Raw genomic sequence first — 22,182 nt, 5'->3', positions numbered from 1 at the left:
CGCCCCTGCGTTCTCAGCAAGGACGTGTCGCTGCGGATGCGTGTTTGCGCTGCGGTTGCGCGCGTCGGCGCCGATCGAGATACAGCCACCACCCCGTTGCCGCAAACACCGGCAGCATCAATGCTCCAATCAACACTAGCACGACGCCGATCGGTCCGAAGTAGCGTCCATTGTGAAGCGGCAACATGCCTGCCAGCAAGCGTTGCATCGGCGGCTTGTCGGCGAAGGATTCGTTGCGGATGACGACGCCGGTGCTGGCGTCTAGCGTCAATCGGTTGAAGGCCCGGTCATGCGGTGCATCGGCCGGCAGCCAGTTGATATCGACCTTGCCCGTGCGGGCATCGTCAATACGCAGGGTGGCAGTTCCGTAGTTCGACGCGTTGGCCAGGAAAACGTTCCACGTGCGCTCCAATGCCGCACCTTCGAGCGGTTGTCGCGCGCCTTCCACCGGTTTTGCCTGGGCGACAACCGGCATGCCGGCCAAGCGCTGCAGGCCGTCGCGGTACCAGTCATACGCCCAATACAAGCCGCTGAAGGCGGCGAGCACATACAACGGCAACACCAGCGTGCCGATGACGGTGTGCACGTCCCACCAGCGGATGCGACCGGCGCGGCTCCATCGGATCACGAGCCAGCTTCGCCAGTTCGTGACGCGACGCGGCCAGCGCAGGTACAACCCCGACAGCGCCATCACGACGAGCCCCACCGTGCTGGCCCCGACGATCTGCTTGCCGATCTCATCAGCCAGCAGCGTTCGATGCAGCAGCTTGACGGTGGCAAAGAAGCGCTGTGCGCGCGCTTCCGGCAGCAGCGTGCCGGTGGCGGCATCGATGTAGCGCAGCTCCCCCCGGCCGCTGCCGCCGTGTTTGCCGGGCGGCCAGGCGTACCAGACGCGCCACGGCTGGGTGGGGTCGGATGCGGCGGTGATGAATGTGACGGGGCGATCCGGCATGGCAGCGCGCGCCTGCGCAGCCACCTGCGGCAGCGTGGATGCCGGGCCGCTGCGCGCCGGCAGGGTGAGCACGCCGGGATTGAGCGCGCGCAGCAGTTCGTCTTCGTAGGCCATCAGCGCGCCGGTGGCGCCAACGATGGCCAGCACCACGCTGGCTGACAACCCGATCAGCCAGTGCAAGCGGAAGAGCACCCGTCGCAGCATCGCGCGTTCGCCTGTTCGACGCTTACATCTTGTAGCGCACGCCCAGCAGCGCCATGCGCGGGGCGCCCGGCATGTTGTAGTTCTCCGCGCCGCCATGCGCCGACACGTAGTAGGCGCGGTTGAACAGGTTCTGCAGGTTCAGCGTGACATCAAGGTGCTTGCTGCGATAGCCGGCGCCGAGGTCGACGGTCATGTAGCCGGGCAGCGTCGTCAGGTTGTACTGCGATGCGTAACGCGCAGCTTCCGCACGCACGCCACCGGCTACGTAGAAGCCGTTCGGCAGATCGTGCTTGAGCCACACCGAGCCGCTATGCCGCGGCGTGAGCGACGGCTGGTTGCCGTTGACGGCCACGCCACCGCTGCGGTCGTTCGGGTTTTCCAGGCGGCCATTCAGATACGCATAGCTCGCCATCAGCGACCACGTCTTCACGATCTCGCCAGTGAACGACAGCTCGAGCCCGCGCGTGCGCTGGGTGCCGATGGGCACGCCCAGCAGCGTGACCGGATCCGCCGCCGTCAGGTTGGTCTGCTTCATGTCGAACAGCGCGGCCGTGACGCTCGCGCCGGCGGAGAGGTCGTACTTGGCACCGATCTCGTAGTTCGTGGTCGATTGCGGAGCCAGTGCGCCGCTGTTGGGGAAGAAGGTGAAGCTATCGGCCAGCGGCTGGAACGAGCGGCTGTACGACGCGTACAGCGAGAGCGGCTCGATCGGGTGATACACAACGCCGAAGCGCGGGCTGACCGGCTTGTCGGTGCGTGACAGATCGACATTGCGCGGGGTCAGGTCGTCGCGGCTCTGCTTGAGGATTTCGTAGCGCAGGCCGGCGAGCACCGTCCATTGCGGCGAAAACTTGATCAAGTCCTGCACGTACGCTGCATAGGTCTCGTTGTGCGAGAGGCCGTAGTTGGTCGGCACCGCGTTGCCCGGCACGGTCGGCAACACCTGCAGCGTGGGGTTGAACAGGTTGTAGGTCGTGGTGCCTGGCGCGGCGGCCACGCGGTCGCTCTTGTCCTGATAGCCCAGCTCGATGCCGTACAGCAGCGTGTGCTGGATGCCCCAGGTCTCGGCCTTCTGGGTCAGCTCGTTCTGCCACAGCGTGCCGCGGTCGTTGCGGTTGCGCTGGTTGACGGCGAGCGTGACAGTCGGGATCGGCCCATCGGTGACGCGGCTGACCGTCGTGTAGTTGTTGCGGCCGAGCGAGTATTCGTAGTTGCGCACCACGCTGTGGAACGACCACTTGTCGTTGAAACGGTGGTCCAGCGTGCCGGTCACGCTCTTGACGGTGGATTCCACATTGCCGGCACCCGCATCGGCCGAGCCGTAGCGCGTCTCGATGGGAACGTTCACCGGACGACCGCGATACGACGGCACGCCCTGGTCAGCGATGCGCTTGTCGTGCAGGTAATCGAACTGCACCGTCAGTTTGGTATCGGGCGCCAGGTTGAACAGGAACGACGGCGAGATTGCCTGACGGCGCAGGAAGTAGTCGTTGCGGAAGCCACCCGAATCTTCAACCGCACCGGTAATGCGCGCGCGGATGGCGTCGTCGTTGATGGACGTGTTCAGGTCGAACTCGGCGCGCTTCTGGCGCTCTGTGCCGACCACGACGCCCACTTCGGCCAGCGGCGTGGCCAGTGGTTTCTTCGTCACGCGGTTGATGATGCCGCCGGACGAACCGCGCCCGTACAGCACGGCAGCCGGACCCTTCAGCACTTCGATGCGGTCGATGTTGGACAGGTCGCGGAAGTAGAGCGAGTCGTCGCGCAGGCCGTCGACGTACTGGTCGTTGATCGACGAGAAACCGCGAATGGTCACCTGATCGCGCTGCGCATCGCCCAGCGAGGCCGACACGCCAGGCACGTTGCGCAGCGTGTCGTTGATCGACAGCGCGCCCTGGTCCTGAATCACCGCGCGCGGCACGACGTTCACCGACTGCGGAATCTCGCGCAGCGGCACGGGAATCTTCGTGGCGGTGTTCGCGATCGGCGTGTCGTAGCTCGTGCTGCTGCGTGTGCCCTTGACCGTGGACGTCGGCAACGTGCCCGCATCGGCTGCGGCAACGGTGTCGGCTGCCGTTGCCACATGGGCAAATGGCAGCGTTCCAAGGACGGCCAGAGACAGGCACAAACGTTTCGGCGGCATTGCAGTTCCCGTAAAGTGAAAAGTAGGGCGCGACTCCCTCCCCCGAGGTGCGGCGCCTTCAGAATGTGAAGGCGCAGATAATAATGAGAACAATTCCTATTTACAAGAGAGTTAAAGCGTGCTTTTGACGATGCGCAACGTTTGCTGGCCGCGTGTCCAGCAACTTTTTAATGCAATGTCCTAAGGTTTTGGGCACCAAGTTGCGGCGCCGTCGTCTGACTCGCCAGTTTTCTGCCATTTTTTCGACATGTCGCATTCATCACATCAGATGCCATTGAGCGCCGCTTTGGTCGGCTACGGTTATGCGGGCAAGCTCTTTCACGCTGCATTGATCGACGCCACGCCAGGGCTGCATTTGCAGGTCATCGGCTCCAACCGGCCGGAGGCGGTGCATGCGGATCGGCCGCAGGCCGTGGTCTGCGCGCCCGAAATGGCGGCAACGCACCCGGATGTCGACCTCGTCGTCATCGCCGCGCCAAATGACCGCCACGCGCCGTTGGCGGAAGCTGCGTTGCGCGCCGGCAAACATGTCGTCGTGGACAAGCCGTTTACCGTCACCCTGGCAGAGGCGCGGCATCTGGCGCGGGTGGCGCGGGAGACGGGGCGCATGCTGTCGGTGTTTCAGAACCGCCGCTGGGATAGCGATTTCCTCGCCGTTCAAGCCGCCATTGCGGGCGGCGCCATTGGCGAGGCTATGCACATCGAGGCGCATTTCGACCGCTATCGCCCGCAGGTACGTGCACGCTGGCGGGAGCAGGCGGGGCAGGGCACCGGCATCTGGTTTGATCTCGGTCCGCACCTGGTCGACCAGGCGCTGCAACTGCTGGGCCTGCCGGATGCGGTAAGCGCTTCGTTCGCACGGCAGCGGCCGGGCGCAGAGACGCCTGACTGGGCGCATGTCGTCCTGGAAATGGGCGAGCGCCGGGCCATCCTTCACGCGAGCATGCTGGTGGCAGGCGGCGCGCCGCGCTGGGTCGTCCACGGCACGCGCGGTTCGTTCATCAAGCGCCGGATGGATCAGCAGGAAGCGCAACTGCTGGCCGGCATGCAACCCGGCGCGCAAGGTTGGGGCGCCGACGACGACGCGGGCCTGCTCATCGACGGCGCAACATCCGCCGAAACCCCCGTCGCAACGCCTGCTGGCGATCAGGGCGCGTACTACGCCGCTGTGCGCGACGCCATCCTCGGCGAGCGCGTAAATCCTGTCCCGCCCGTGCAGGCCGTGGCCGTCATGGCCGTGCTCGAAGCCGCCGTGGCCGCCGCCGAAACCGGCACGGCCGTCGCGCCGGACCTGACCGATGCCGAACGCGCGGATTGGCGCGCCGCGCGGGAGACCGCCTCGTGAACGGCGTCGTGATCCTGTTGCTGGTGGCGGGCGGTCTGCTGGCGGTGGTGGCGCTGGTGCAGATGCTGGCCTCGCGCCTGACGTTGCCGGAATCGACGTTGCTGGCGCTGGCGGGCATCGGTATCGGTGGTGCCTATGTGATCTTGCGCAGCAGCGCGCCCGCCTTTGCCACCACGTTCTTCGCGCCGCTCGTCGATCCGAGTTGGCCGGCGGAGGCTTACCTGTGGTTGTTCCTGCCACCGCTGTTGTTTCAGGCGGCGCTGTCGGTCGATGTGCGCAGCATGGCGCCGGATGCCGCGCCGATTCTGATGTTGGCCATCGTGGCCGTGGTGGTCGCGACGGGCGTGATCGGACTCGCAGCGGCCGCCGTCACGCCGTTTGGCATCGTCACGTGCCTGCTGCTCGGCGCGATGATCGCCACGACCGATCCGTCCGCCGTGATTGCGGTGTTTCGCGATGTGGGCGCACCGGCGCGGCTGATCCGCCTGGTGGAAGGCGAGGCGCTGCTGAACGATGCGGCCGCCATTGCGATCATGGGCGTGCTGCTTGCCATGTTGACGGGGCACGGCGGCGATGCCTCCATCGGCGGCGGCTTGCGTGAGCTGGCCAGGGCGTTTGGTGGCGGCGTGGTGTTCGGTTTGATTGCGGGGCGCATCGCTGCATTCCTGCTGCCGGCGCTGCGCGGCATCGCCCAGGCCGAAGCCGCGTGGACGCTCGCGCTCCCGTATCCGCTGTATCTCGTGGCGGAAAACATGCTAGGCGTGTCGGGCGTGGTGTCGGTGGTGTGTGCGGGGCTGGTGATCGGCGCGCTGGGCCGCACGCGCCTGACGCCGCGCAACTGGTCGCATCTGCAATTGATTTGGGAGCAGATTGCGGCGCTGGCTGGGGCGGTCGTCTTTCTGTTGGCGGCGGTGCGCGTGCCGGAACTGCTGCACGGCGTGGTGTGGAAAGACGCGCTGTGGCTCGCGGTGATCGTGCTGGCGGCACTGGCGGCGCGCCTTGTCGTGCTGTTTGGCCTGCTGCCCGCGCTGGCGTGGCTCAAGCTCTCCGCGCCGGTCAGTCATGCGTACAAGCTCGCGATTGCGTGGGGCGGCCTGCGTGGCGCCGTCACGCTGGTGCTGGCCTTGGGGGTGGCTGAAAACCAGGCCGTGCACGAGGCCGATCGTCATTTCGTCACCATCCTCGCTACCGGCTTTGTGCTGGTGAGCGTGCTCTTCAACGGCGCGACCTTGCGCTGGGTGATGCGGCAGTTGGGGCTGGATCAGTTGTCGCCACAAGAGCAGGCGTTGCAAGGGCAGGCGCTGAACATGTCGACGGAAGAAGTGGAATCGACCATGCGCCGCATCGGTGGGCATTTTCATTTCACGTCGGGCGCGACCGATCAGGCGGCGGAGGTGTATCGGCGGGAGGTCGCGGCCGGCGCGCTGGAGCTGAACCTGGAAGAAGCGCTGTCCGAACGTGAGCGCCTGACCATCGGCCTCGTTTCGCTCGCCACGCGGGAGCGCGAACTGATTCCCGAGTACGGCAACGGCCTCGTCTCGATCCGCAACCTCGACGCCATGATGCGCAACACCGCCGACATGATCGACGCGGCCCGCACGGAGGGGCGGCTGGGTTACAAGCGCGCATCGCGGCGCATCCTGGCCAAGAATGCAGGCTACCGTTTTGCGGTGTGGCTGCACCGCGTGGCGCATATCGACCGGCCGCTGGCTAACGCGCTGGCCGATCGCTTTGAGTTGCTCATTTGCCGCCAGACGGTGCTCGAGCGCTTGCGCGCGTACAACCGCGCCTCGTTGCAACCGGTGCTCGGCGAACGCATGGCAGACCTGCTCGACGGCGTGTTGATCGCCCGGATCGAGGCTGCGGAAGAGGGCCTGGCCGAGCTGCGCGAGAAGTTTGGCGACTACAGCGCCGCGCTGGAAAAACGTCTGCTGGTGCTGTTCGCGCTGTACATCGGCCAGAGCAAGATCGACACGATGCTGGCCGAAACCGTGATCTCGAAAGAGGTCTACAAGCAGATCAGTGCGGTGATCCGACGTGCCTGGACGGCCGCGCTGCCGCGGCCGCCGCTGTCGACTGCGCTGCGTGCGGCGGACGCAGCGCAGTAGCGTGCATCAAAGCCGCTTGTCTTCGCGCTCGACGCTCGGGTGGCGGTGAATGTCGTGCGTGACGAAGCCCGTGTCGTTATCGGGCATCTCCAACCACTCCGGGTGCGAGAGCGATTCGCGAATGTCCGCGAGGCCCGAAGCCCAGTGGTCGCGCATGGTCGACGGCCCGAACTGGATGTCCTTGCCGGGGCCTTCGTGTTCCTTGGCCGCGTAGATGAGGTGGAAGACGTTGTAGCGCTTGGTGCAGGCCATTTCCTGCGCGTGCTTGTACCACTGCGTGCGCTCGAATTCCTTGGGCGGCAGATGATCGAGCAGCTTGCGCATCAGTCGGCGTGTGGATTGCGACCGCTCCATCCAGTCGGTAATGAGCCGCGTTCGGCTGGAATACTGCAAGTCCTTCTGCCGGCTGGCCACGCCGATCATCGTATTGGGCACGGGCCCCAGCGCGCTCCAGAGGTCCACCTGAAACACCAGCGTGTCGCGGCGTGGCTTGGAGCCCAGCACATACGACAGCGGCGTGTTGGAGACGACACCGCCGTCCCAGTAGTACTCGCCGTCGATCAGCACGGGCGGAAAGCCCGGCGGCAGCGCGCCTGATGCCATGAAGTGCTCGGCGGTCAGCCGGCGCTCGGTGTTGTCGAACGCTTCCAGGTTGCCGGTGCGGACATTCACTGCGCCCACCGATACGCGGATGCCCCCGTCGTTGATGCGGTCGAAATCGCACAGGCGTTCCAGCGTCGCTTTGAGCGGCGTTGTGTCGTAGTAGCTGGCTTCGAGCGGGTCGACCTCGTTGGCCGGCAGCGGTGCCGGAAAGCGCGGCGTGAAAAAGCCGCGCTGGCCTTCAAGCAGGGTGTCGGCGGCCTGCATGGCTGTCAGCCATTTGCGCAGATGCGCGTTGCCGTCAAACCAGGCGTTCTCCAGGATGTCGGGCAGCGGCGGCGAGAACGTCGGTTGCGTGATGATCTGCCAGAACTCGCGCAGCTTCTCTCGCCGATGCTTGGGCGCGTTGCCTGCAATGATGGCCGTATTCAGCGCCCCGATGGAGATGCCCGCAATCCAGTTCGGCACGATGCCGGCTTCGTCCAGCCCTTCGAATACGCCCGCCTGGTACGAGCCCAGCGCGCCGCCGCCTTGCAGCACCAGCGCGATGTTTTCGTATTCGGGAAGCACGATGCGCTGCGCTGTAGTGAGCGGCGCATCTGCGGGGCGTGACGACTCTGCCGGCGTGGGCCGCTTGCTTGCGGCCACGCGTAGTTTGGGTGCGGGCATATCTCCTCCAACCTCCTTGCGGGTGCTTAGATTTACTGCATGAACCAGCCGTGGCTCACCACGAACGATTGCCCGGTCAGCGCGGCACTCGGGAACGTGGCCAGGAAGCGCACCGTCTCGGCCACGTCTTCCACGGTGGTGAAGACGCCGTCCACGGTATCACCGAGCATGACCTTTTTCACGACATCCTCTTCGCTGATGCCGAGTTCCTTTGCTTGCTCGGGAATCTGCTTTTCGACCAGCGGCGTGCGCACAAAACCGGGGCACACCACATGCGAACGCACGTTATGCGCGGCACCTTCCTTGGCCAGCACCTTGTTCAGGCCAAGCAGAGCATGCTTGGCCGCCACGTAGGCCGACTTGAGCGGCGAGCCCTCGTGCGAGTGCACCGAGCCCATGTAGATCACCACGCCGCCGCGGTCGTCCTTGTACATGTGGCGCAGCGCTGCACGCGTGGTCAGGAACGCGCCATCGACGTGGATGGCCTGCATCTTCTTCCAGTCGGCAAACGAATAACTCACGAACGGGTTGACGATCTGGATGCCGGCGTTCGAGACGAGGATGTCGACCGAGCCGAGTTCTTCGGCCACGCGGTCGATGCCGCTGTCGACCGCTTGTTCGTCGGTCACGTCCATGCGCAGGCCGATAGCCTTGCCGCCGGCATCGGTGATCTCCTTGGCGACGGCCTTGGCGCCGTCTTCGTTCAGGTCAACGATGGCGATGGCCGCGCCCGAACCAGCGAGCGTGAGAGCGATCTGCTTGCCGATGCCGCTGGCGGCACCCGTGACGACGGCGACTTTGCCTTTCAAATCAGACATGTGTGTACTCCGAGGGTTGGCGGGAAAGGAATGGCGTTGGGCAGGCGTTACTTCGCCAGGTAATCGAACACGACTTCGCCCATGCCGAGGGTCAGGTCTGCAATGATGTGCCGCGCTTCGACAATCTCCAGCACGGGCAGTTCGGCCACGGGCGCCAGCGCATGGTGCGCCAGTTCCAGCGATGCGGGGCCGGTCCACGCACCTTTCATGTCGATGTCGATCATGTAGTTGCGCGACAGCTCGCAGATGCGCGCGGTTTTGCCGTCCACGTGCGGAATGATCTTCAACAGGAAGTTCGGGCGCTCCAGGCGGCGTTTCTGTTCGGCCAGATCCAGCTCGCGGTGCTTGTAGCCCATGGTGCCAGTTGCTACGCGCACGGGGCCGTAGTCGAGCGTGCCGATCAGCGTGTCCTTGTCGGTCACCAATCTGGGCGAGGCGAGCTTCTTCGGGAAGCCCCACATTTCACGGCCGCCGGCCAGGGGCGGATGGTCGTCCAGGTACATCGCCAGCGTGTACGTGCCCGGCTTGCCTTCGTAGGTGACGGGGATGACCTGGCCGCTTTCGGTGTAATCGCCAAAGCCGGTGGAATCGGCCATGCGGATGAACTCGTAGGCGACGAGCGGTTCGGGCACTTCCAGCGGCTCGGGCACCATGGCGCGCAGCTTGGCCGGATCGGTGCGGTACGTGATGATGAAGAATTCGCGATGGATGAAGCGGTACGGGCCGGGCGGGTACGCGGGGCTCGTCAACGGCATCGCGAAGGCGGTTTCGCGGACGGTCTTGATGTCCATGGCACTCCTTGTGCAGGTTGGGCTGCAGGTGGCGTTGGGAATCGGTACAGCGCAGGAGAACGGTAGGCGACAGCGCATCGTGTCGCGCTTCTGTGACGCCGCGACGTTCCGTTCCAGCGAAGTTCACGTTTGAGTGCCGGCCACGTGATTGATTGCATGCAATACGTCATTGCGCCGCATGCAGCTTGCGCCTGTCAGGCGTGCGAGAGGAATTCCCAGAGCGCCGGTTCGGCGGAGTACGCCACGTTGAAGCGCAACCACGGGCTCGGCTCGTCATGCGGCCGGAAGTATTGGCCCGGCGCGAGCCAGATGTTGTGCTCGATGGCCTGATTGGCGAGCGCCGCGGCATCTGCGTGGCCTGGCAAGCGCGCCCACAGGAAGAGACCGCGCCCCGGTGTATCGAACGGCTCGGCACCATGTTGGCGCATGAGGGTTTCGACACGTGTGTGGGCTTCGCCCAGCCGCGCAATCAGTCGCGCCACGTGTTCGGCATAGACGGGGCGGGTGACGAACGCATGCACGATGCGCTCCGTAATTTCAGAGGAGGTGAGCGCCACGGCCATCTTCGTGCGCGCCAGTTCGCGCGTGATGGCGGCGTCGGCCACCACATAGCCCGCGCGCAATGAGGGCGAGATCGTCTTGGAAAAGCCGCTCACGTAGAGCGTGCGGCGCAGGCCGTCGAGCGCAGCCAGCATCGGCGCGGCGGGGTCGGCCAGTTCGCGGTGCAAGTCGTCTTCGACGATCCAAAGGCCGTGTTGCTCTGCGAGTTGCAGCACGCGATAGGCGTTCTGCGCCGTCATCGAGGAGCCGGTGGGATTCTGCAGCACGGAGCTGGTGAAAAGGGCGCGCGGCCGGTCGGCGTCGTCGGCGCGCAGGATGTTTTCCAGCGCCACGGTGTCGAGTCCATCCGGCGTGCGCGGCACGCCGACCACGCGCAGGCCGGCCAGCTTGAGCACCTGGAGCACGTTGCAGTAGCCCGGATCATCCACCGCGACGACGTCGCCCGCTTTGAACAACGTGCGGACGATCAGGTCGAGCGCCTGCGTCGCGCCGCTGGTCAGCAGCACTTGCGAGCGTTCCACCGGCAGCCCGCGCAGCGCCAGCGACTGCGCAACGTAGTCGCCCAACGGCGCATAGCCCCACGGATGTCCGTAGCCCGCCACCCGCAACGCCGACACACGGCTCACCGCGCGCATGGCTTCCTGCACACCGCGCTCGTCCAGCCAGTCGTTCGGCAGCCAGCCGCAGCCTGGCTTGATGGCGATGGAGCGATCGGCAAAGACATCCGACAGCAGCCACGCCGCGTTGAGCGTCGGGGGCTCCCAGCGTGGGGCCACGGAAGCCGGTTGGGCCGGTGTACGAGCCGCCACCAGGTAGCCCGAACGCGGCCGCGCGACGATGGCGCCCAGCGCCGCCAGCCGGGTGTAGGCCTCCGCCACCGTAAAGGTGCTCACATCGTGGGCCTGCGCCAACTTGCGCACGGAGGGCAGCCGAGTGCCGGGCAGCAAGGTATGGCTGTCCACCGCCGCACGAATGCCTTGGACGATCTGGTCGACCAACGTACGCTGGGGATGAGAAGGATCGAGTTCGAGTTGCATGTTGCGATGCGGCACGAAGCGGGTGGTGGGCGCCTATACAGTTTCTTATAGAACCGCCATCTGTGCATGTCCGCGTTGCGTATGACTCTGTACAGTTTGCTTCAATTGCTGGCTTGCCAGTCCGTTCCCCTTCCGCTGTTTTTTCGGAGCCGCCGATGAAACCCGCACCGCACCCGCTGGAAACCACCGATCTGTCCTACTTCTGGATGCCGTTCACGGCCAACCGTCAGTACAAGGCTGCGCCGCGCCTGCTGACGTCGGCCCAGGGCATGTATTACCGCGACGCCGACGGCCGTGAAGTGCTCGACGGCACGGCGGGCCTCTGGTGCGTGAACGCCGGGCACAGCCGCAAGGAAATCGTCGAGGCCATCACCGCGCAGGCGAGCACGCTGGACTACGCGCCCACCTTCCAGATGGGCCACCCGATGGCCTTCCGTGCGGCAGAAAAAGTGGCCGAGATCATGCCGGAAGGTCTGAACCGCATCTTCTTCGTCAACTCGGGGTCGGAAGCGGTGGATACGGCGCTCAAGATTGCGCTGGCCTACCACCGCGCACGGGGCGAAGGACAGCGCACACGCCTGATTGGCCGCGAGCGCGGTTACCACGGTGTGGGTTTCGGCGGCATCTCGGTGGGCGGCATCTCGCCGAACCGCAAGGCGTTCTCGGCCAACCTGATTCCCGGCGTTGATCACCTGCCGCATACGCATGCGCCGGAGCACAACGCGTTTTCCAAGGGCCAACCGGCCTGGGGCGAGCATCTGGCCGACGAGCTGGAGCGACTTGTCACGCTGCATGACGCATCGACCATCGCCGCCGTCATCGTCGAGCCGCTGGCGGGTTCCACGGGTGTGCTGGTGCCGCCCAAGGGCTATCTGGAGCGTCTGCGCGCGCTGTGCGACAAGCACGGCATCCTGCTGATTTTCGATGAGGTCATTACCGGTTTTGGCCGCCTGGGCGCCGCAACGGCGGCAGAGTTCTTTGGCGTGACGCCCGACCTGCTGACGATGGCCAAGGGCATCAACAACGCCGCTGTGCCGATGGGCGCCGTGGCCGTGCGCCAGTCGGTGCACGACACCGTCGTCGACGCCGGTGCGCCGGGCGCGATCGAACTGTTCCACGGCTATACGTATTCAGCGCACCCGCTGGCCGCCGCCGCCGCGGTGGCAGCACTCGATCTGTATCGCAGCGAAGGGCTGTTCGAGCGTGCGCGTTCGCTGTCGCCGGCGTTCGAAGCGGCAGCGCATTCGGTCAAGGGCGCGCCGCACGTGAAGGACATCCGCAACCTGGGCCTCGTGGCCGGCATCGAACTGGAATCGCGCCCCGGCGCCGTGGGCGCGCGCGCTTACGAAGTCTTCCTGAAATGCCTGGAGCGCGGGGTGCTGGTGCGCTACACCGGCGACATCCTGGCGTTCTCGCCGCCGCTCATCATCGAAGAAGCGCAGATCGCGCGCATCTTCGACACCGTTCGTACCGTTCTGCAAGAGGTAGCCTGAAATGAACCGACCGATTGATCCTGCCGTGACGGATTCCGTCGTCAGCCATTACATCGGCGGGCAACGCCATGCCGGCAGCGGCACGCGCACCGCCGATGTGTTCAACCCCGCGACGGGCGCCGTGAGCGCGCAGGTGCTGCTGGGCGGCAAATCCGAGGTCGACGCCGCCGTGGCCGCTGCCCACGCAGCCGCCGCCGACTGGGCCGAGACCTCGCCGCTCAAGCGTTCGCGCGTTCTCTTCAAGTTCAAGGAACTGCTCGATCAAAACCAGGATGCCCTGGCGGCCGCCATCACGCGCGAGCACGGCAAGGTGTTCTCCGACGCCAAGGGCGAAGTCACGCGCGGCATTGAAGTGGTGGAATTTGCCTGCGGCATTCCGAACCTGCTCAAGACCGATTTCACCGACAACATCGGCGGCGGCATCGACAACTGGAACCTGCGCCAGCCGCTGGGCGTGGTGGCCGGCATCACGCCGTTCAACTTCCCGTTCATGGTGCCGATGTGGATGGCGCCCGTGGCGCTGGCGTGCGGCAACACGTTCATCCTCAAGCCGAGCGAACGTGACCCGACCCCCAGCCTGATGATTGCCGACCTGCTCAAGCAGGCGGGCCTGCCCGACGGCGTGTTCAACGTCGTGCAGGGCGGCAAGGATGCCGTCGATGCGCTGCTCGAGCATCCGGATGTGCAGGCCGTCTCGTTCGTCGGCAGCACGCCCATCGCCGAATACATCTACGCCGAGGGCACCAAGCGCGGCAAGCGCGTGCAAGCCTTGGGCGGTGCAAAGAATCACCTCGTCGTCATGCCGGATGCGGATCTCGACCAGGCCGTCGATGCGCTGATCGGCGCCGGCTACGGTTCGGCCGGCGAGCGTTGCATGGCGATTTCCGTGGCCGTGGCGGTGGGTGACGTGGCCGACAAGCTGGTCCCGCGCCTCGCCGAACGCGCCCGCGCACTCAAGATCGGCAACGGCATGCAGGCCGACAGCGAAATGGGTCCGCTTGTCACGGCTGCCCATAAGGCCAAGGTGGAAGGCTATATCGCCAAGGGCGTGGAAGAGGGTGCCGAGCTGGTGGTGGACGGCCGCGGCCACACGGTCGACGGCCACGCCGAAGGCTTCTTCACGGGCGGCACGTTGTTCGACCACGTCAAGCCCGAGATGACGATCTACAAGGAAGAGATCTTCGGGCCCGTGCTTTCGGTGGTGCGGGTGCACGATCTTGCCGAGGCGGTGAAGCTGATCAATGCCCACGAGTTCGGCAACGGCGTGTCGTGCTACACGACCGATGGCGGCGTGGCGCGTGCATTTGCGCGGCAGATCCAGGTGGGCATGGTCGGCATCAACGTGCCGATTCCGGTGCCGATGGCGTGGCACAGCTTTGGCGGCTGGAAACGCTCGCTGTTCGGAGACCACCATGCCTATGGCGAAGAAGGTGTGCGTTTCTACACGCGCTACAAGAGCGTGATGCAACGCTGGCCGGATTCGATCGCCAAGGGCGCTGAATTCGTGATGCCGACAGCCAAGTAAGCCGACGTATCGCTCATGAGAAAGGGAGGCAATGCCTCCCTTTATCGTTTGAACATGCCGAGGTGAAACCGGCGTGTCATATTGGTTTGATGTTGACGGCGATGAGTTCGCCATCGGGCCCGATCTCTACATCGAAGCTGACGCGCTGGCCCTCGTGGAATGTCTGCGAGCGCGAAAACTGGATCTCCGAATCCCGAATAAAACTCGGGGCAGCATGCATTTCTGCAGCTGCCCCGGCGGGCGGATCATATTGAACGGCGTTCTCTTCAATTCGGCTGGCCATTGCATGCTCCCAAAAGGGGTTCGTCAAACCAGGCCACCGCTTCCGGCGGCCATCCGACTGCTTGATGGCAAACACGTACTGAAACAACCTGCCTGGCGGAATATCCCGGCCAATACACGCGCGAGGAAACCTCGCGCGGCAAGCCAAAACCGGGCTACCGCGCCCGCGTGCTCCGTGTTACTGGGGCACGATGTTCGAAGCTTGCTTGCCCTTCGGGCCTTGCGTGACTTCGAACGACACCTTCTGACCTTCCTTCAGGCTTTTGAAGCCTGCGGCATTGATTGCGGAGAAATGAGCGAAAAGGTCTTCGCCGCCATCATCCGGGGTAATGAAGCCGAAACCCTTTGCGTCGTTGAACCACTTGACGGTACCAGTAGCCATGATTTTGAGTCGTGAAGTTGAGAAATCGATCGGCCGCCGGCCAAATACAAACACAGCAGGCAGACCCGGCCGAACCGGCCAAACGATCGTTTGGTGAATATATGCTTGGCGCGTCGCCCCGTCAAAGTCTGTTTTTTTAAGGTTTCCGTTTGGAGCGGCCGCAGCCGCTGTTTTCGGGGCTGCATCAGGGTTGGCGCGGTCTTGCCATCGGTGCAAACACCCGCGCAAAACCGGGCGTTTTCACCTAAGCTTTAGTGGCTTCTGCCGCACTCGGGGCCCGCAGCAAAACCGGTGCCGCAGAGGTGCACGAAAATTGCGTGCGCCCCCGTCGTTCCAGTCGCAGCCTACCCATGACGACAGCCGCAGCCAGTCACACCAAGAAAAATCCCGCGTTGATGGCCACCATGGTGGGCGCGATCGGCGTGGTCTTCGGGGACATCGGCACCAGCCCCCTGTATGCCCTGAAGGAATGCTTCAACCCCGAGCATGGGGTACCGTTTTCCGACCAGACCGTCTTCGGCATCCTGTCGATGCTGTTCTGGGCGATGACGCTGGTGGTGTCGGTCAAATACGTGTTGTTCGTCATGCGGGCGGACAACAACGGCGAAGGTGGCATCCTCGCGCTGACGGCGCTGGCCATGCGCGCAAGCAGCGGCAGCGCCCGGTTTACGCGCACGTTGATGCTGCTGGGCCTGCTGGGCGCCGCGATGTTCTACGGGGATGCCGTCATTACACCGGCCATTTCCGTGCTCTCCGCCATTGAGGGCATGGAGATCATGGCGCCCGCGCTGCAGACATGGGTCTTGCCGCTGGCGCTGATTGTGCTGATCGCCTTGTTCCTCATCCAAAAGCAGGGCACGCACGTGGTGGGGCGCCTGTTCGGGCCGATCATGGTGATCTGGTTCGTGCTGCTGGGGCTGATCGGGCTGGCCTCCGTGGTGAAGTCGCCGCAGATCTTGGTGGCCCTCAGCCCCCTGTACGCCATCGAATTCGGATTCCGGCATACCGTGCTGGCGTTCATCGTGTTCGGCTCGGTGTTTCTGGCACTGACCGGCGCCGAGGCGCTGTATGCCGACATGGGCCACTTCGGCGCCCGCCCCATCCGCTATGCGTGGTTCTACATTGCCATGCCGTGCCTGCTGCTGAATTACTTCGGCCAGGGCGCCTTGCTGCTGCGTGAGCCGAGCGCCGTGCAGAACCCGTTCTTCCTGTTGATGCCGAACTGGGCTGTTGGCCCGATGGTGGTGCTGGCCACGGCGGCTACCGTCATTGCGTCTCAGGCTGTCATCTCGGGCGCTTTTTCGATGACGGCGCAGGCGGTGCATCTGGGCTATGCGCCGCGCATGAAGATTCTCTACACGTCGGATGTGGAAATCGGCCAGATCTACGTGCCGGTGGTCAACTACATGCTCCTCGTGCTGGTGGTGGCCGTGGTGCTGGCTTTTGGCAAGTCCGACAACCTGGCGGCCGCCTACGGTATTGCGGTGACGACCACCATGGTGCTGACGACCGGGTTGGTGACGGTGGTCATGCGCAACGCCTGGAAGTGGCGCCTGTCACTGGTGGCCTGCATCGGCGCGGTGTTCCTGGCGGTGGATCTGTCGTTCTTCTCCGCCAACCTGCTCAAGATTGCCGCGGGTGGCTGGTTCCCGCTGCTGCTGGGCGGCTTGATCTTCTTCCTGATGGTGACGTGGCACACCGGCACGCAACTGCTGAAGGCGCGCAATGTCGAGGGCGGCATTCCGCTCGAGCCGTTCATGGAAGGGCTGCTGCGTCATCCACCGTATCGTGTGGACGGCACGGCCGTGTATCTCACGCCAAGCATCGAGTTTGTACCGTTGGCGTTGCTGCACAACCTCAAGCACAACCACGTGCTGCACAAGCGCGTGCTGTTCATCCACTTCCGCACGCTGGCCGTGCCGTATGTGGACCCCGCTAAGCGCCTCGTCATCAAAACCATTGGCGACGACATCCACACCGCAGTGGTGGATTTCGGCTTCAAGGAAACCCCCGCCGTGGACGAGATCGTGCGCAGCGTGGGTGAGCGTCTGGGCATCGTTTTTGAAGATATGGAAACATCCTTCTTCATTACGCGCGCCACGGTGGTGCCGTCGCCGCTGCCTGGGATGGCGATGTGGCGCGAGTCGCTGTTTGCCTGGATGCAGCACAACAGCGCCAAGCCGTCGGACTTCTTCCGGATTCCTGCCAACCGGCTGGTTGAGTTGGGGAGCAAGGTGGAGATTTAGCGGTCTTGCTGCCTTATAAGCCTTAAATAAGACGCAGTACGCGCGAAAAGCGCTCCCAACTTGTAGGTGCGTCTTGAATCCACCGGCGACGTACGTCGACCATGAGGTCAGCGAGAGTGCTTTGCTTTCGGGAGGCAAATTCCCACTGGCGCAAGGCTGTGCGAAGTGGGGCAGCTTTGCCCGTTGTGGCTGCTGCGCAATATCCCTCAAGGACCTGATGCAGTCCCTGGTAGTAAGGACGCATTTTCATCGGGCGCACGCGCTCAAGCCATGCGAGGAGGGTCCGGGTCTGCCCGTGGCGAGCGGCGTCGCACGCCAGCCACACCATCGCATCCGGGCTACGGGGCTCCTTGCCATGGGACATTTCAGATACCTGATTGGCAAGCCCATGTCGGCCATCGGTGCGCAGTGCAACAGCGAGGTTGTCCAGCGCCCACCATGGCGCGTCCGCACGCTGCCAATCGTGCATCCAATCAACGACCTCTTGAAACCGCTTGGCCTCCAGGTATGCGTAGCCGACCAAGGCCCAGCATTCAGCATTTGCGCGCATTTCGCGGCTGTATTGTGCGACTAGCGCGCTGACGTGCTGGAACATGCGGACCGCCGTTGCACAGTTGATCACGGCGATCTTGAAGCGCTGGTGATGATCGGCCTTCAGGTAGGGCTCAACCTTGTCCAGAAATGCCGGGTGGGCGACATCGAATTCCCTTTCCAGCCAATATCGGGCCGCTGCCTCTGACACTTCGCCGCAAAGGCTAGCCTGCTCTGTCGCCTGGAAGAGCAACTCGCGCCATGAACCGCGGGGCAATGCTTCGACGGCTTTGTCGAACGTGCCGGCGTCGTGCTCGGAGACGCGCACGATTTCCGCAAGCGGCGCGGCGGCGCCTTCTTTGTCGCCGGCGCGTACGGCGTACTGAATTTCGCGCAGGGCGACTGCCGGGCCGGGAACATTGGCTCGCAGAGTAACCAGCACCTGCTTGGCCGCATTCCAGTCGGACGCCAGCAGCAGGTCGGTCAGGGCAAGGCCGGCATAGACGTAGAACGGGTCCAATTCAAACGCGGTGCGCAAGGCCTCAATCGCGGAGGCTGTTTCTCCACGTTCACGTAACCCGTGACCTAGATAGCCATAACCAACGGCTACCGTGGAGTCGATGCGAACCATTTCACGCGCTGCCGCCAAACATTCGTCGTGCCGCTTGGCTGAGAACGTCCAGTCGGCCAGTTCTCGCCACATGTCGAACGAATTGACCTCGCTCTTGAGTAGTTGCTGTAACGCGGTGATCGCCTTGTCTGTGTCGCCATGCTGCCAGTGCAAGCGTGGACCACATCGGAGAATGGCCGTTGGTGTGTGTTGACCCCACGGTGTGCTGTGCACGGTCTCCAGTGCTTCAGCAAACCGACCATGCCGGTTCAGCGCGTTGATGCGTGCGATATAGGCGGGCTGATGCAGCGGGTTGATCGCCGTTGCCTTGTCCACGGCAGCAAGTGCGTCGTCTAAGGTGGCGGCGTGGTCGGCCTGCCGTATGAGGACGTCGATATTGTCCGGTCGTTGGCGGGCAAGTTCCGCAGTGAATTCCGCTACGTAATGCGCGCGCTCCATCTGTCGCGCGGCGTCAATGAAGAAGTCCCAGGCCTCCGTGTGCGCGGGCCAGCGGTGTAGTGCGGTTTCCACCTGCGCGAGGGCTTCATCTCGGCGATCCAGTTTCCATAGCAGCCGAGCCCGCAGCACATGACCTTCTGGGTTTTCCTGGCAGCGCGAACGTGGTGCGGCCACAAGTGCAAGCCCCGCCTCGAGTTGGCCGGGCTCGTTCATCGCCAGATGCACGGCCAGCCGCAGCGCCCATGTCCATGACGGTGATAGTTGCAACGCGCGCTGCACGGTTGTACGGGCCCGTGGAAAGTCGCCCCGGTTGGTCGCAAGCCGAGCTAATTCGTAATGCAAGCGCGGCATAAGCGGGAATCGGTCGATGGCACCATCGAGCAACGTCTGTGCGGCAGCAAACTGGGTGGTATCGATCAGTTGAACGGCGAGCGCGGCCCAGGTTTGCCACAGCTCGGGCCTGCGCGTGTGCAGCGCCCGGAGTTCACCTTCCAGTTCATCGTCGGGCAATGTGTGGCGTGCAAGCACCTGATAGGTGAAGATCGGGTCGCCCTGGGTCGATTGTTCTTGCAATTGACGCGCAATGAAGGCGAGGGCTTCTCTCCGGGCTTCATGGCTGTTGCACGTGGTAACAAGCCTGTGCAAGGCGTAGCCGTGATCGATGTTGAGTAGGAGTGCCTCCCGAAACTGCTGTTGTGCCTCGTGGACATCGCCGGCCGTCAAATAGAGGCCGCCCAGCATGGCGTAAGTCGATGCATGGCGCGGGGCGAGGGCCTGCGCCTCGCGAGCTACGCTCCACGCGTCTTCTAACTTGCGCTGGCTAGCCAAGTTGTTCGCCAGCTCACGTTGCATAAATGCGTAGTGAGGGTGAAGAGCCAGTGCTTGCCGAATGATCGTCTCGGATTCGGTGGGCGGTGCATCCGCCATCCATTCAAGGAGCGCTTCATACAGGGCAAGATAGGTGGGGTGTTGGGCGCACGCGTCCTTCAGAAACTGAACGGCGGCGGCTCGCCCCGACTGCTGGGCGCGGATGTCAGCCGCCATACGACGCAAGGGAATATGCAGCGGTTCCCGCTCGCAAGCGGCACTGACTGCAACCCAAGCATCGTCGATGCGGCCTTCATGGCGGGCAATCAGTGCTTCCACGCGAAGCTGTTCTGCGTGCCGTGCCTGCCCCGTGCGCCCGGTCAACAGGGCGCGCGCCTTTTCGGGTTGGGCGTAGGCAAGTGCTTTTTCCGCGTAGAAGAGACGAAGTGTTTCGTCGTTCGGACGCTGTTGCAGCGCATTTTCCAGCAAAGCGAACGCTTCGTTGGTGCGGCCCAGCATATCGAATTGCCCGAAGGCGCTGATGGACGGTGCGGACGACTGGCCGCCCAACTGGTCAATGCGTGCTTGAAGGAAAGCCAAGCCTTGATCCATCTTCCCGAGGCCGAAGCATGCTTGGCAGTAGGTGATGGCCAGGTCTTCGGAATGCGGGTGTAGGCAAGCTGCGATGCGGTAGTGCACCAACGCATCGGCTTTGTCGCCCGACAGCCACAGCGCGTCGGCCATAGCGCGCCAAGCTTCGGACTCGTTGATGTTGACACGCAGCGCGCGTGAGGCGTAGTCGATCGCTTCCGGTATCTGCCGGGCGTCGTCGCTCAGCAAGCGAGAGAGCCGCGTCAGCAATGGCGGGTTCCACGGGTGTTTGGCAACGGCCGCTTGTGCTGCATCCAAAGCTTCCCGCCGCGTCCCGATGGTCGCCAGAAGTTGCTGCCGGTGCAGCAGCAGGCTGGGATGATCGCCGAAATGCTCGAGGGATTGGTCTGTCAGTGCCAGTGCGCGCGTGAGGTCACCATCGTAATGTGCGAGGGCACGCAGGCCGCGCAGGGTGAGCCAATGATCGGGCGCGCGGGACTGCTGTGCTTGTGCTGCCGCGTCCGCCGCTCCCCGGTTGTGGGCTTCCAACGCCCGAATGATGGTGTAGTAGCTGTCCCAGTCGGCTGCATCGGGCAGCGTGATTCCGTTCAGCCGGTGACGCTCTTTCGACGGGACCATCAACATGCCACGTGGGCCGCTGGCACGGTGTTCGCTAAACAGCGTAACTGCGTAGTGCTCTGCGTAAATGCGCTGCGAAGGATCGCGTATGAGCAATGTGCCCCGCAAGGCGTCATACCCGATGACGGCTTGCAAGTGCCCAGCATTGGTGAATTCGGTGGTCAGCGTAAAGGGCACGCCTGCGTCGATCAAGGCGCGCGTGACCGGCCAGTCGACCGTGAACTCCTGCACAAAGAAACCGTTGCGTTCAGCCCAGGCGCGTTCGCTTGAGGCCGGGGTGCCGTCGTAGCAGATTTGTTCTGCAATTTCGAGGTGCTCGGCGGCGTAGCCCCAGTAGTGGCTCAACGCACTCAGCGTGGCAGGCGCGCATGTGAGGTGGTGTTGGCGCACGAAGCCAACGTCGAGTTGGACGCGCTGGAGGTCGGTGCTCGATGCAGGCTCGGCCAGGCGGGCTCTAATGTCGACATAGAAGGGTTCGTTGAGCGCGCCGCAGCGATGGGCCGCCTCATCGAATAGCTTACGGGCAAGCAGGTTGTCGACCTCTTGTGCGTCAAGCCAGCGGCGCCAGCCCTTGTCGGCCAATGGTGTGTATGTCCGGCAGCGCGTAAGCGCGGCGGCGGCCTCGTCGAACTGCCGGTGTTCCGACAGCAGGCCGAACAGTTGAGCTTCCACGTCGGCGCTCTGCATGTTTGCCGAAGCGGTCTGCAACAGACGTATGGCTTCCGCGTCATTACCGGTAAGCGTATGCAGATGTGCAAGCCCCTGGATGGCTGCACGATGGCTTGGGTAGAGTCGGAGCGCTTCAAGGCAGGCCGCAATGGCTTCGTCGTATCGATCCTGCCGCTCGAATACATGGGCTTGCAGCACGTGGATCCAAGGGTCTTCCGATGCCAGCGACAGCGCCGCCGAAAACAAGCTAGTTGCCGTCTCCCAATCACGCAGCGCGCCGGCCAAGGTGGCACGCGATGCGTGCCATTCTGCGAGCACTGCCGGAGGTGCGTCGTCAGGAATGCATGCGGATTCCATCCATCGCCAGCCGCGATAGGGACCCTTGCGATCGGCTAGGATGCGCGCATAAACCACCATGGCTTCGGGGTGGTTAGGGTGCTTGCGCCATAAGCGCAGCCCGATGGCGTCCGACAACCGATTGCCGCCCAGATGCCGCACCATGCGCACGGCCAAGGACTGGGCCTCCGGGCGCGGGTCCGCTCGCAATGCATCGAGCAGAGGATATGCGGCATAGCTATTGCCGGTGTCTGCAAACGTGCTGATATGGTCGACCAGATCCAGCGGGGCAGCTTGATTCATGCGGGCGTTGAAGGTTTGCGAGCAATGATTCCGATTAGAGCACAGGGCTCGCAACGCTCAATATCCCCGCGAGAGAGGGGC

General features: G+C 64.0%; 14 protein-coding genes. 5 read left to right on the top strand and 9 right to left on the bottom strand.

Annotated features, from left to right (window positions below; genetic code table 11):
- Positions 1 to 13: 13 nt before the first annotated feature.
- Positions 14 to 1,156 (bottom strand): PepSY-associated TM helix domain-containing protein, encoded by a 1,143-nt coding sequence (locus ABIC76_RS01190; RefSeq protein WP_102066312.1) that lies wholly within the window; start codon positions 1,154 to 1,156, stop codon positions 14 to 16.
- 22 nt (positions 1,157 to 1,178) lie between these two features.
- Positions 1,179 to 3,299 (bottom strand): TonB-dependent receptor, encoded by a 2,121-nt coding sequence (locus ABIC76_RS01185; RefSeq protein ID WP_102066313.1) that lies wholly within the window; start codon positions 3,297 to 3,299, stop codon positions 1,179 to 1,181.
- 268 nt (positions 3,300 to 3,567) lie between these two features.
- Between ABIC76_RS01185 and ABIC76_RS01180 the strand changes: the two genes are divergently transcribed.
- Both ABIC76_RS01180 and ABIC76_RS01175 read left to right on the top strand, forming a co-directional pair.
- Entirely contained in the window at positions 3,568 to 4,644 is a 1,077-nt protein-coding gene (locus ABIC76_RS01180; RefSeq protein WP_102066314.1) for an oxidoreductase, read from the top strand.
- Positions 4,641 to 6,752, top strand: coding sequence for a cation:proton antiporter (locus ABIC76_RS01175; protein ID WP_102066361.1), 2,112 nt, complete (start codon positions 4,641 to 4,643; stop codon positions 6,750 to 6,752). The genes ABIC76_RS01180 and ABIC76_RS01175 overlap by 4 nt, the downstream gene beginning before the upstream one ends.
- Positions 6,753 to 6,758: 6 nt before the next feature.
- On the opposite strand, the gene ABIC76_RS01170 is transcribed toward ABIC76_RS01175, so the two are convergent.
- The 4 genes from ABIC76_RS01170 to ABIC76_RS01155 form a co-directional block, all read right to left on the bottom strand.
- Positions 6,759 to 8,021, bottom strand: a complete 1,263-nt coding sequence (locus tag ABIC76_RS01170; protein WP_102066315.1) for a DUF3734 domain-containing protein — start codon at positions 8,019 to 8,021, stop codon at positions 6,759 to 6,761.
- A gap of 32 nt (positions 8,022 to 8,053) precedes the next feature.
- On the bottom strand, positions 8,054 to 8,839 hold the full coding sequence (locus ABIC76_RS01165; RefSeq protein WP_045220069.1) for a 3-hydroxybutyrate dehydrogenase: 786 nt from the start codon (positions 8,837 to 8,839) through the stop codon (positions 8,054 to 8,056).
- 47 nt (positions 8,840 to 8,886) lie between these two features.
- Positions 8,887 to 9,630, bottom strand: coding sequence for an acetoacetate decarboxylase (locus tag ABIC76_RS01160; protein WP_354532694.1), 744 nt, complete (start codon positions 9,628 to 9,630; stop codon positions 8,887 to 8,889).
- 194 nt (positions 9,631 to 9,824) lie between these two features.
- Complete coding sequence (locus tag ABIC76_RS01155) at positions 9,825 to 11,228, bottom strand: aminotransferase-like domain-containing protein (protein WP_316898115.1); 1,404 nt, start codon at positions 11,226 to 11,228, stop codon at positions 9,825 to 9,827.
- 155 nt (positions 11,229 to 11,383) lie between these two features.
- Between ABIC76_RS01155 and aptA the strand changes: the two genes are divergently transcribed.
- Both aptA and ABIC76_RS01145 read left to right on the top strand, forming a co-directional pair.
- A complete protein-coding gene (aptA, locus tag ABIC76_RS01150; protein WP_316891207.1) occupies positions 11,384 to 12,721 on the top strand; it encodes an omega-aminotransferase AptA in 1,338 nt (445 codons plus the stop codon).
- A 1-nt stretch (position 12,722) separates the two neighbouring features.
- Complete coding sequence (locus ABIC76_RS01145; protein ID WP_354532693.1) at positions 12,723 to 14,246, top strand: CoA-acylating methylmalonate-semialdehyde dehydrogenase; 1,524 nt, start codon at positions 12,723 to 12,725, stop codon at positions 14,244 to 14,246.
- Positions 14,247 to 14,322: 76 nt separating this feature from the next.
- On the opposite strand, the gene ABIC76_RS01140 is transcribed toward ABIC76_RS01145, so the two are convergent.
- Together ABIC76_RS01140 and ABIC76_RS01135 are read right to left on the bottom strand one after the other, a co-directional pair.
- Entirely contained in the window at positions 14,323 to 14,529 is a 207-nt protein-coding gene (locus ABIC76_RS01140; RefSeq protein WP_024978714.1) for a cold-shock protein, read from the bottom strand.
- 177 nt (positions 14,530 to 14,706) lie between these two features.
- Entirely contained in the window at positions 14,707 to 14,910 is a 204-nt protein-coding gene (locus ABIC76_RS01135; protein WP_027679026.1) for a cold-shock protein, read from the bottom strand.
- Between the two features lie 350 nt (positions 14,911 to 15,260).
- Here ABIC76_RS01135 and ABIC76_RS01130 point away from each other — a divergent pair, with 350 nt between their 5' ends.
- Complete coding sequence (locus ABIC76_RS01130) at positions 15,261 to 17,156, top strand: potassium transporter Kup (protein ID WP_027679025.1); 1,896 nt, start codon at positions 15,261 to 15,263, stop codon at positions 17,154 to 17,156.
- A gap of 22 nt (positions 17,157 to 17,178) precedes the next feature.
- Here the strand turns inward: ABIC76_RS01130 and ABIC76_RS01125 are convergent, their stop codons facing one another.
- Positions 17,179 to 22,101, bottom strand: a complete 4,923-nt coding sequence (locus ABIC76_RS01125) for a tetratricopeptide repeat protein (RefSeq protein ID WP_354532692.1) — start codon at positions 22,099 to 22,101, stop codon at positions 17,179 to 17,181.
- Positions 22,102 to 22,182: the final 81 nt, after the last annotated feature.

The organism is Ralstonia sp. 1138 (assembly GCF_040544795.1).
GTDB lineage: Bacteria > Pseudomonadota > Gammaproteobacteria > Burkholderiales > Burkholderiaceae > Ralstonia > Ralstonia flatus.
This window is presented reverse-complemented; position numbering and strand designations above follow the sequence as displayed.

What these genes read in the sequence shown, in the direction of transcription:
- ABIC76_RS01160 (WP_354532694.1), bottom strand. Translation starts at nt 9,630, where the DNA reads ATGGACATCAAGACCGTCCGCGAAACCGCCTTCGCGATGCCGTTGACG.
- ABIC76_RS01185 (WP_102066313.1), bottom strand. Translation starts at nt 3,299, where the DNA reads ATGCCGCCGAAACGTTTGTGCCTGTCTCTGGCCGTCCTTGGAACGCTG.
- ABIC76_RS01130 (WP_027679025.1), top strand. Translation starts at nt 15,261, where the DNA reads ATGACGACAGCCGCAGCCAGTCACACCAAGAAAAATCCCGCGTTGATG.
- ABIC76_RS01135 (WP_027679026.1), bottom strand. Translation starts at nt 14,910, where the DNA reads ATGGCTACTGGTACCGTCAAGTGGTTCAACGACGCAAAGGGTTTCGGC.
- ABIC76_RS01170 (WP_102066315.1), bottom strand. Translation starts at nt 8,021, where the DNA reads ATGCCCGCACCCAAACTACGCGTGGCCGCAAGCAAGCGGCCCACGCCG.
- ABIC76_RS01145 (WP_354532693.1), top strand. Translation starts at nt 12,723, where the DNA reads ATGAACCGACCGATTGATCCTGCCGTGACGGATTCCGTCGTCAGCCAT.
- ABIC76_RS01155 (WP_316898115.1), bottom strand. Translation starts at nt 11,228, where the DNA reads ATGCAACTCGAACTCGATCCTTCTCATCCCCAGCGTACGTTGGTCGAC.
- ABIC76_RS01125 (WP_354532692.1), bottom strand. Translation starts at nt 22,101, where the DNA reads ATGAATCAAGCTGCCCCGCTGGATCTGGTCGACCATATCAGCACGTTT.
- ABIC76_RS01180 (WP_102066314.1), top strand. Translation starts at nt 3,568, where the DNA reads ATGCCATTGAGCGCCGCTTTGGTCGGCTACGGTTATGCGGGCAAGCTC.
- ABIC76_RS01190 (WP_102066312.1), bottom strand. Translation starts at nt 1,156, where the DNA reads ATGCTGCGACGGGTGCTCTTCCGCTTGCACTGGCTGATCGGGTTGTCA.
- ABIC76_RS01140 (WP_024978714.1), bottom strand. Translation starts at nt 14,529, where the DNA reads ATGGCCAGCCGAATTGAAGAGAACGCCGTTCAATATGATCCGCCCGCC.
- ABIC76_RS01165 (WP_045220069.1), bottom strand. Translation starts at nt 8,839, where the DNA reads ATGTCTGATTTGAAAGGCAAAGTCGCCGTCGTCACGGGTGCCGCCAGC.
- aptA (WP_316891207.1), top strand. Translation starts at nt 11,384, where the DNA reads ATGAAACCCGCACCGCACCCGCTGGAAACCACCGATCTGTCCTACTTC.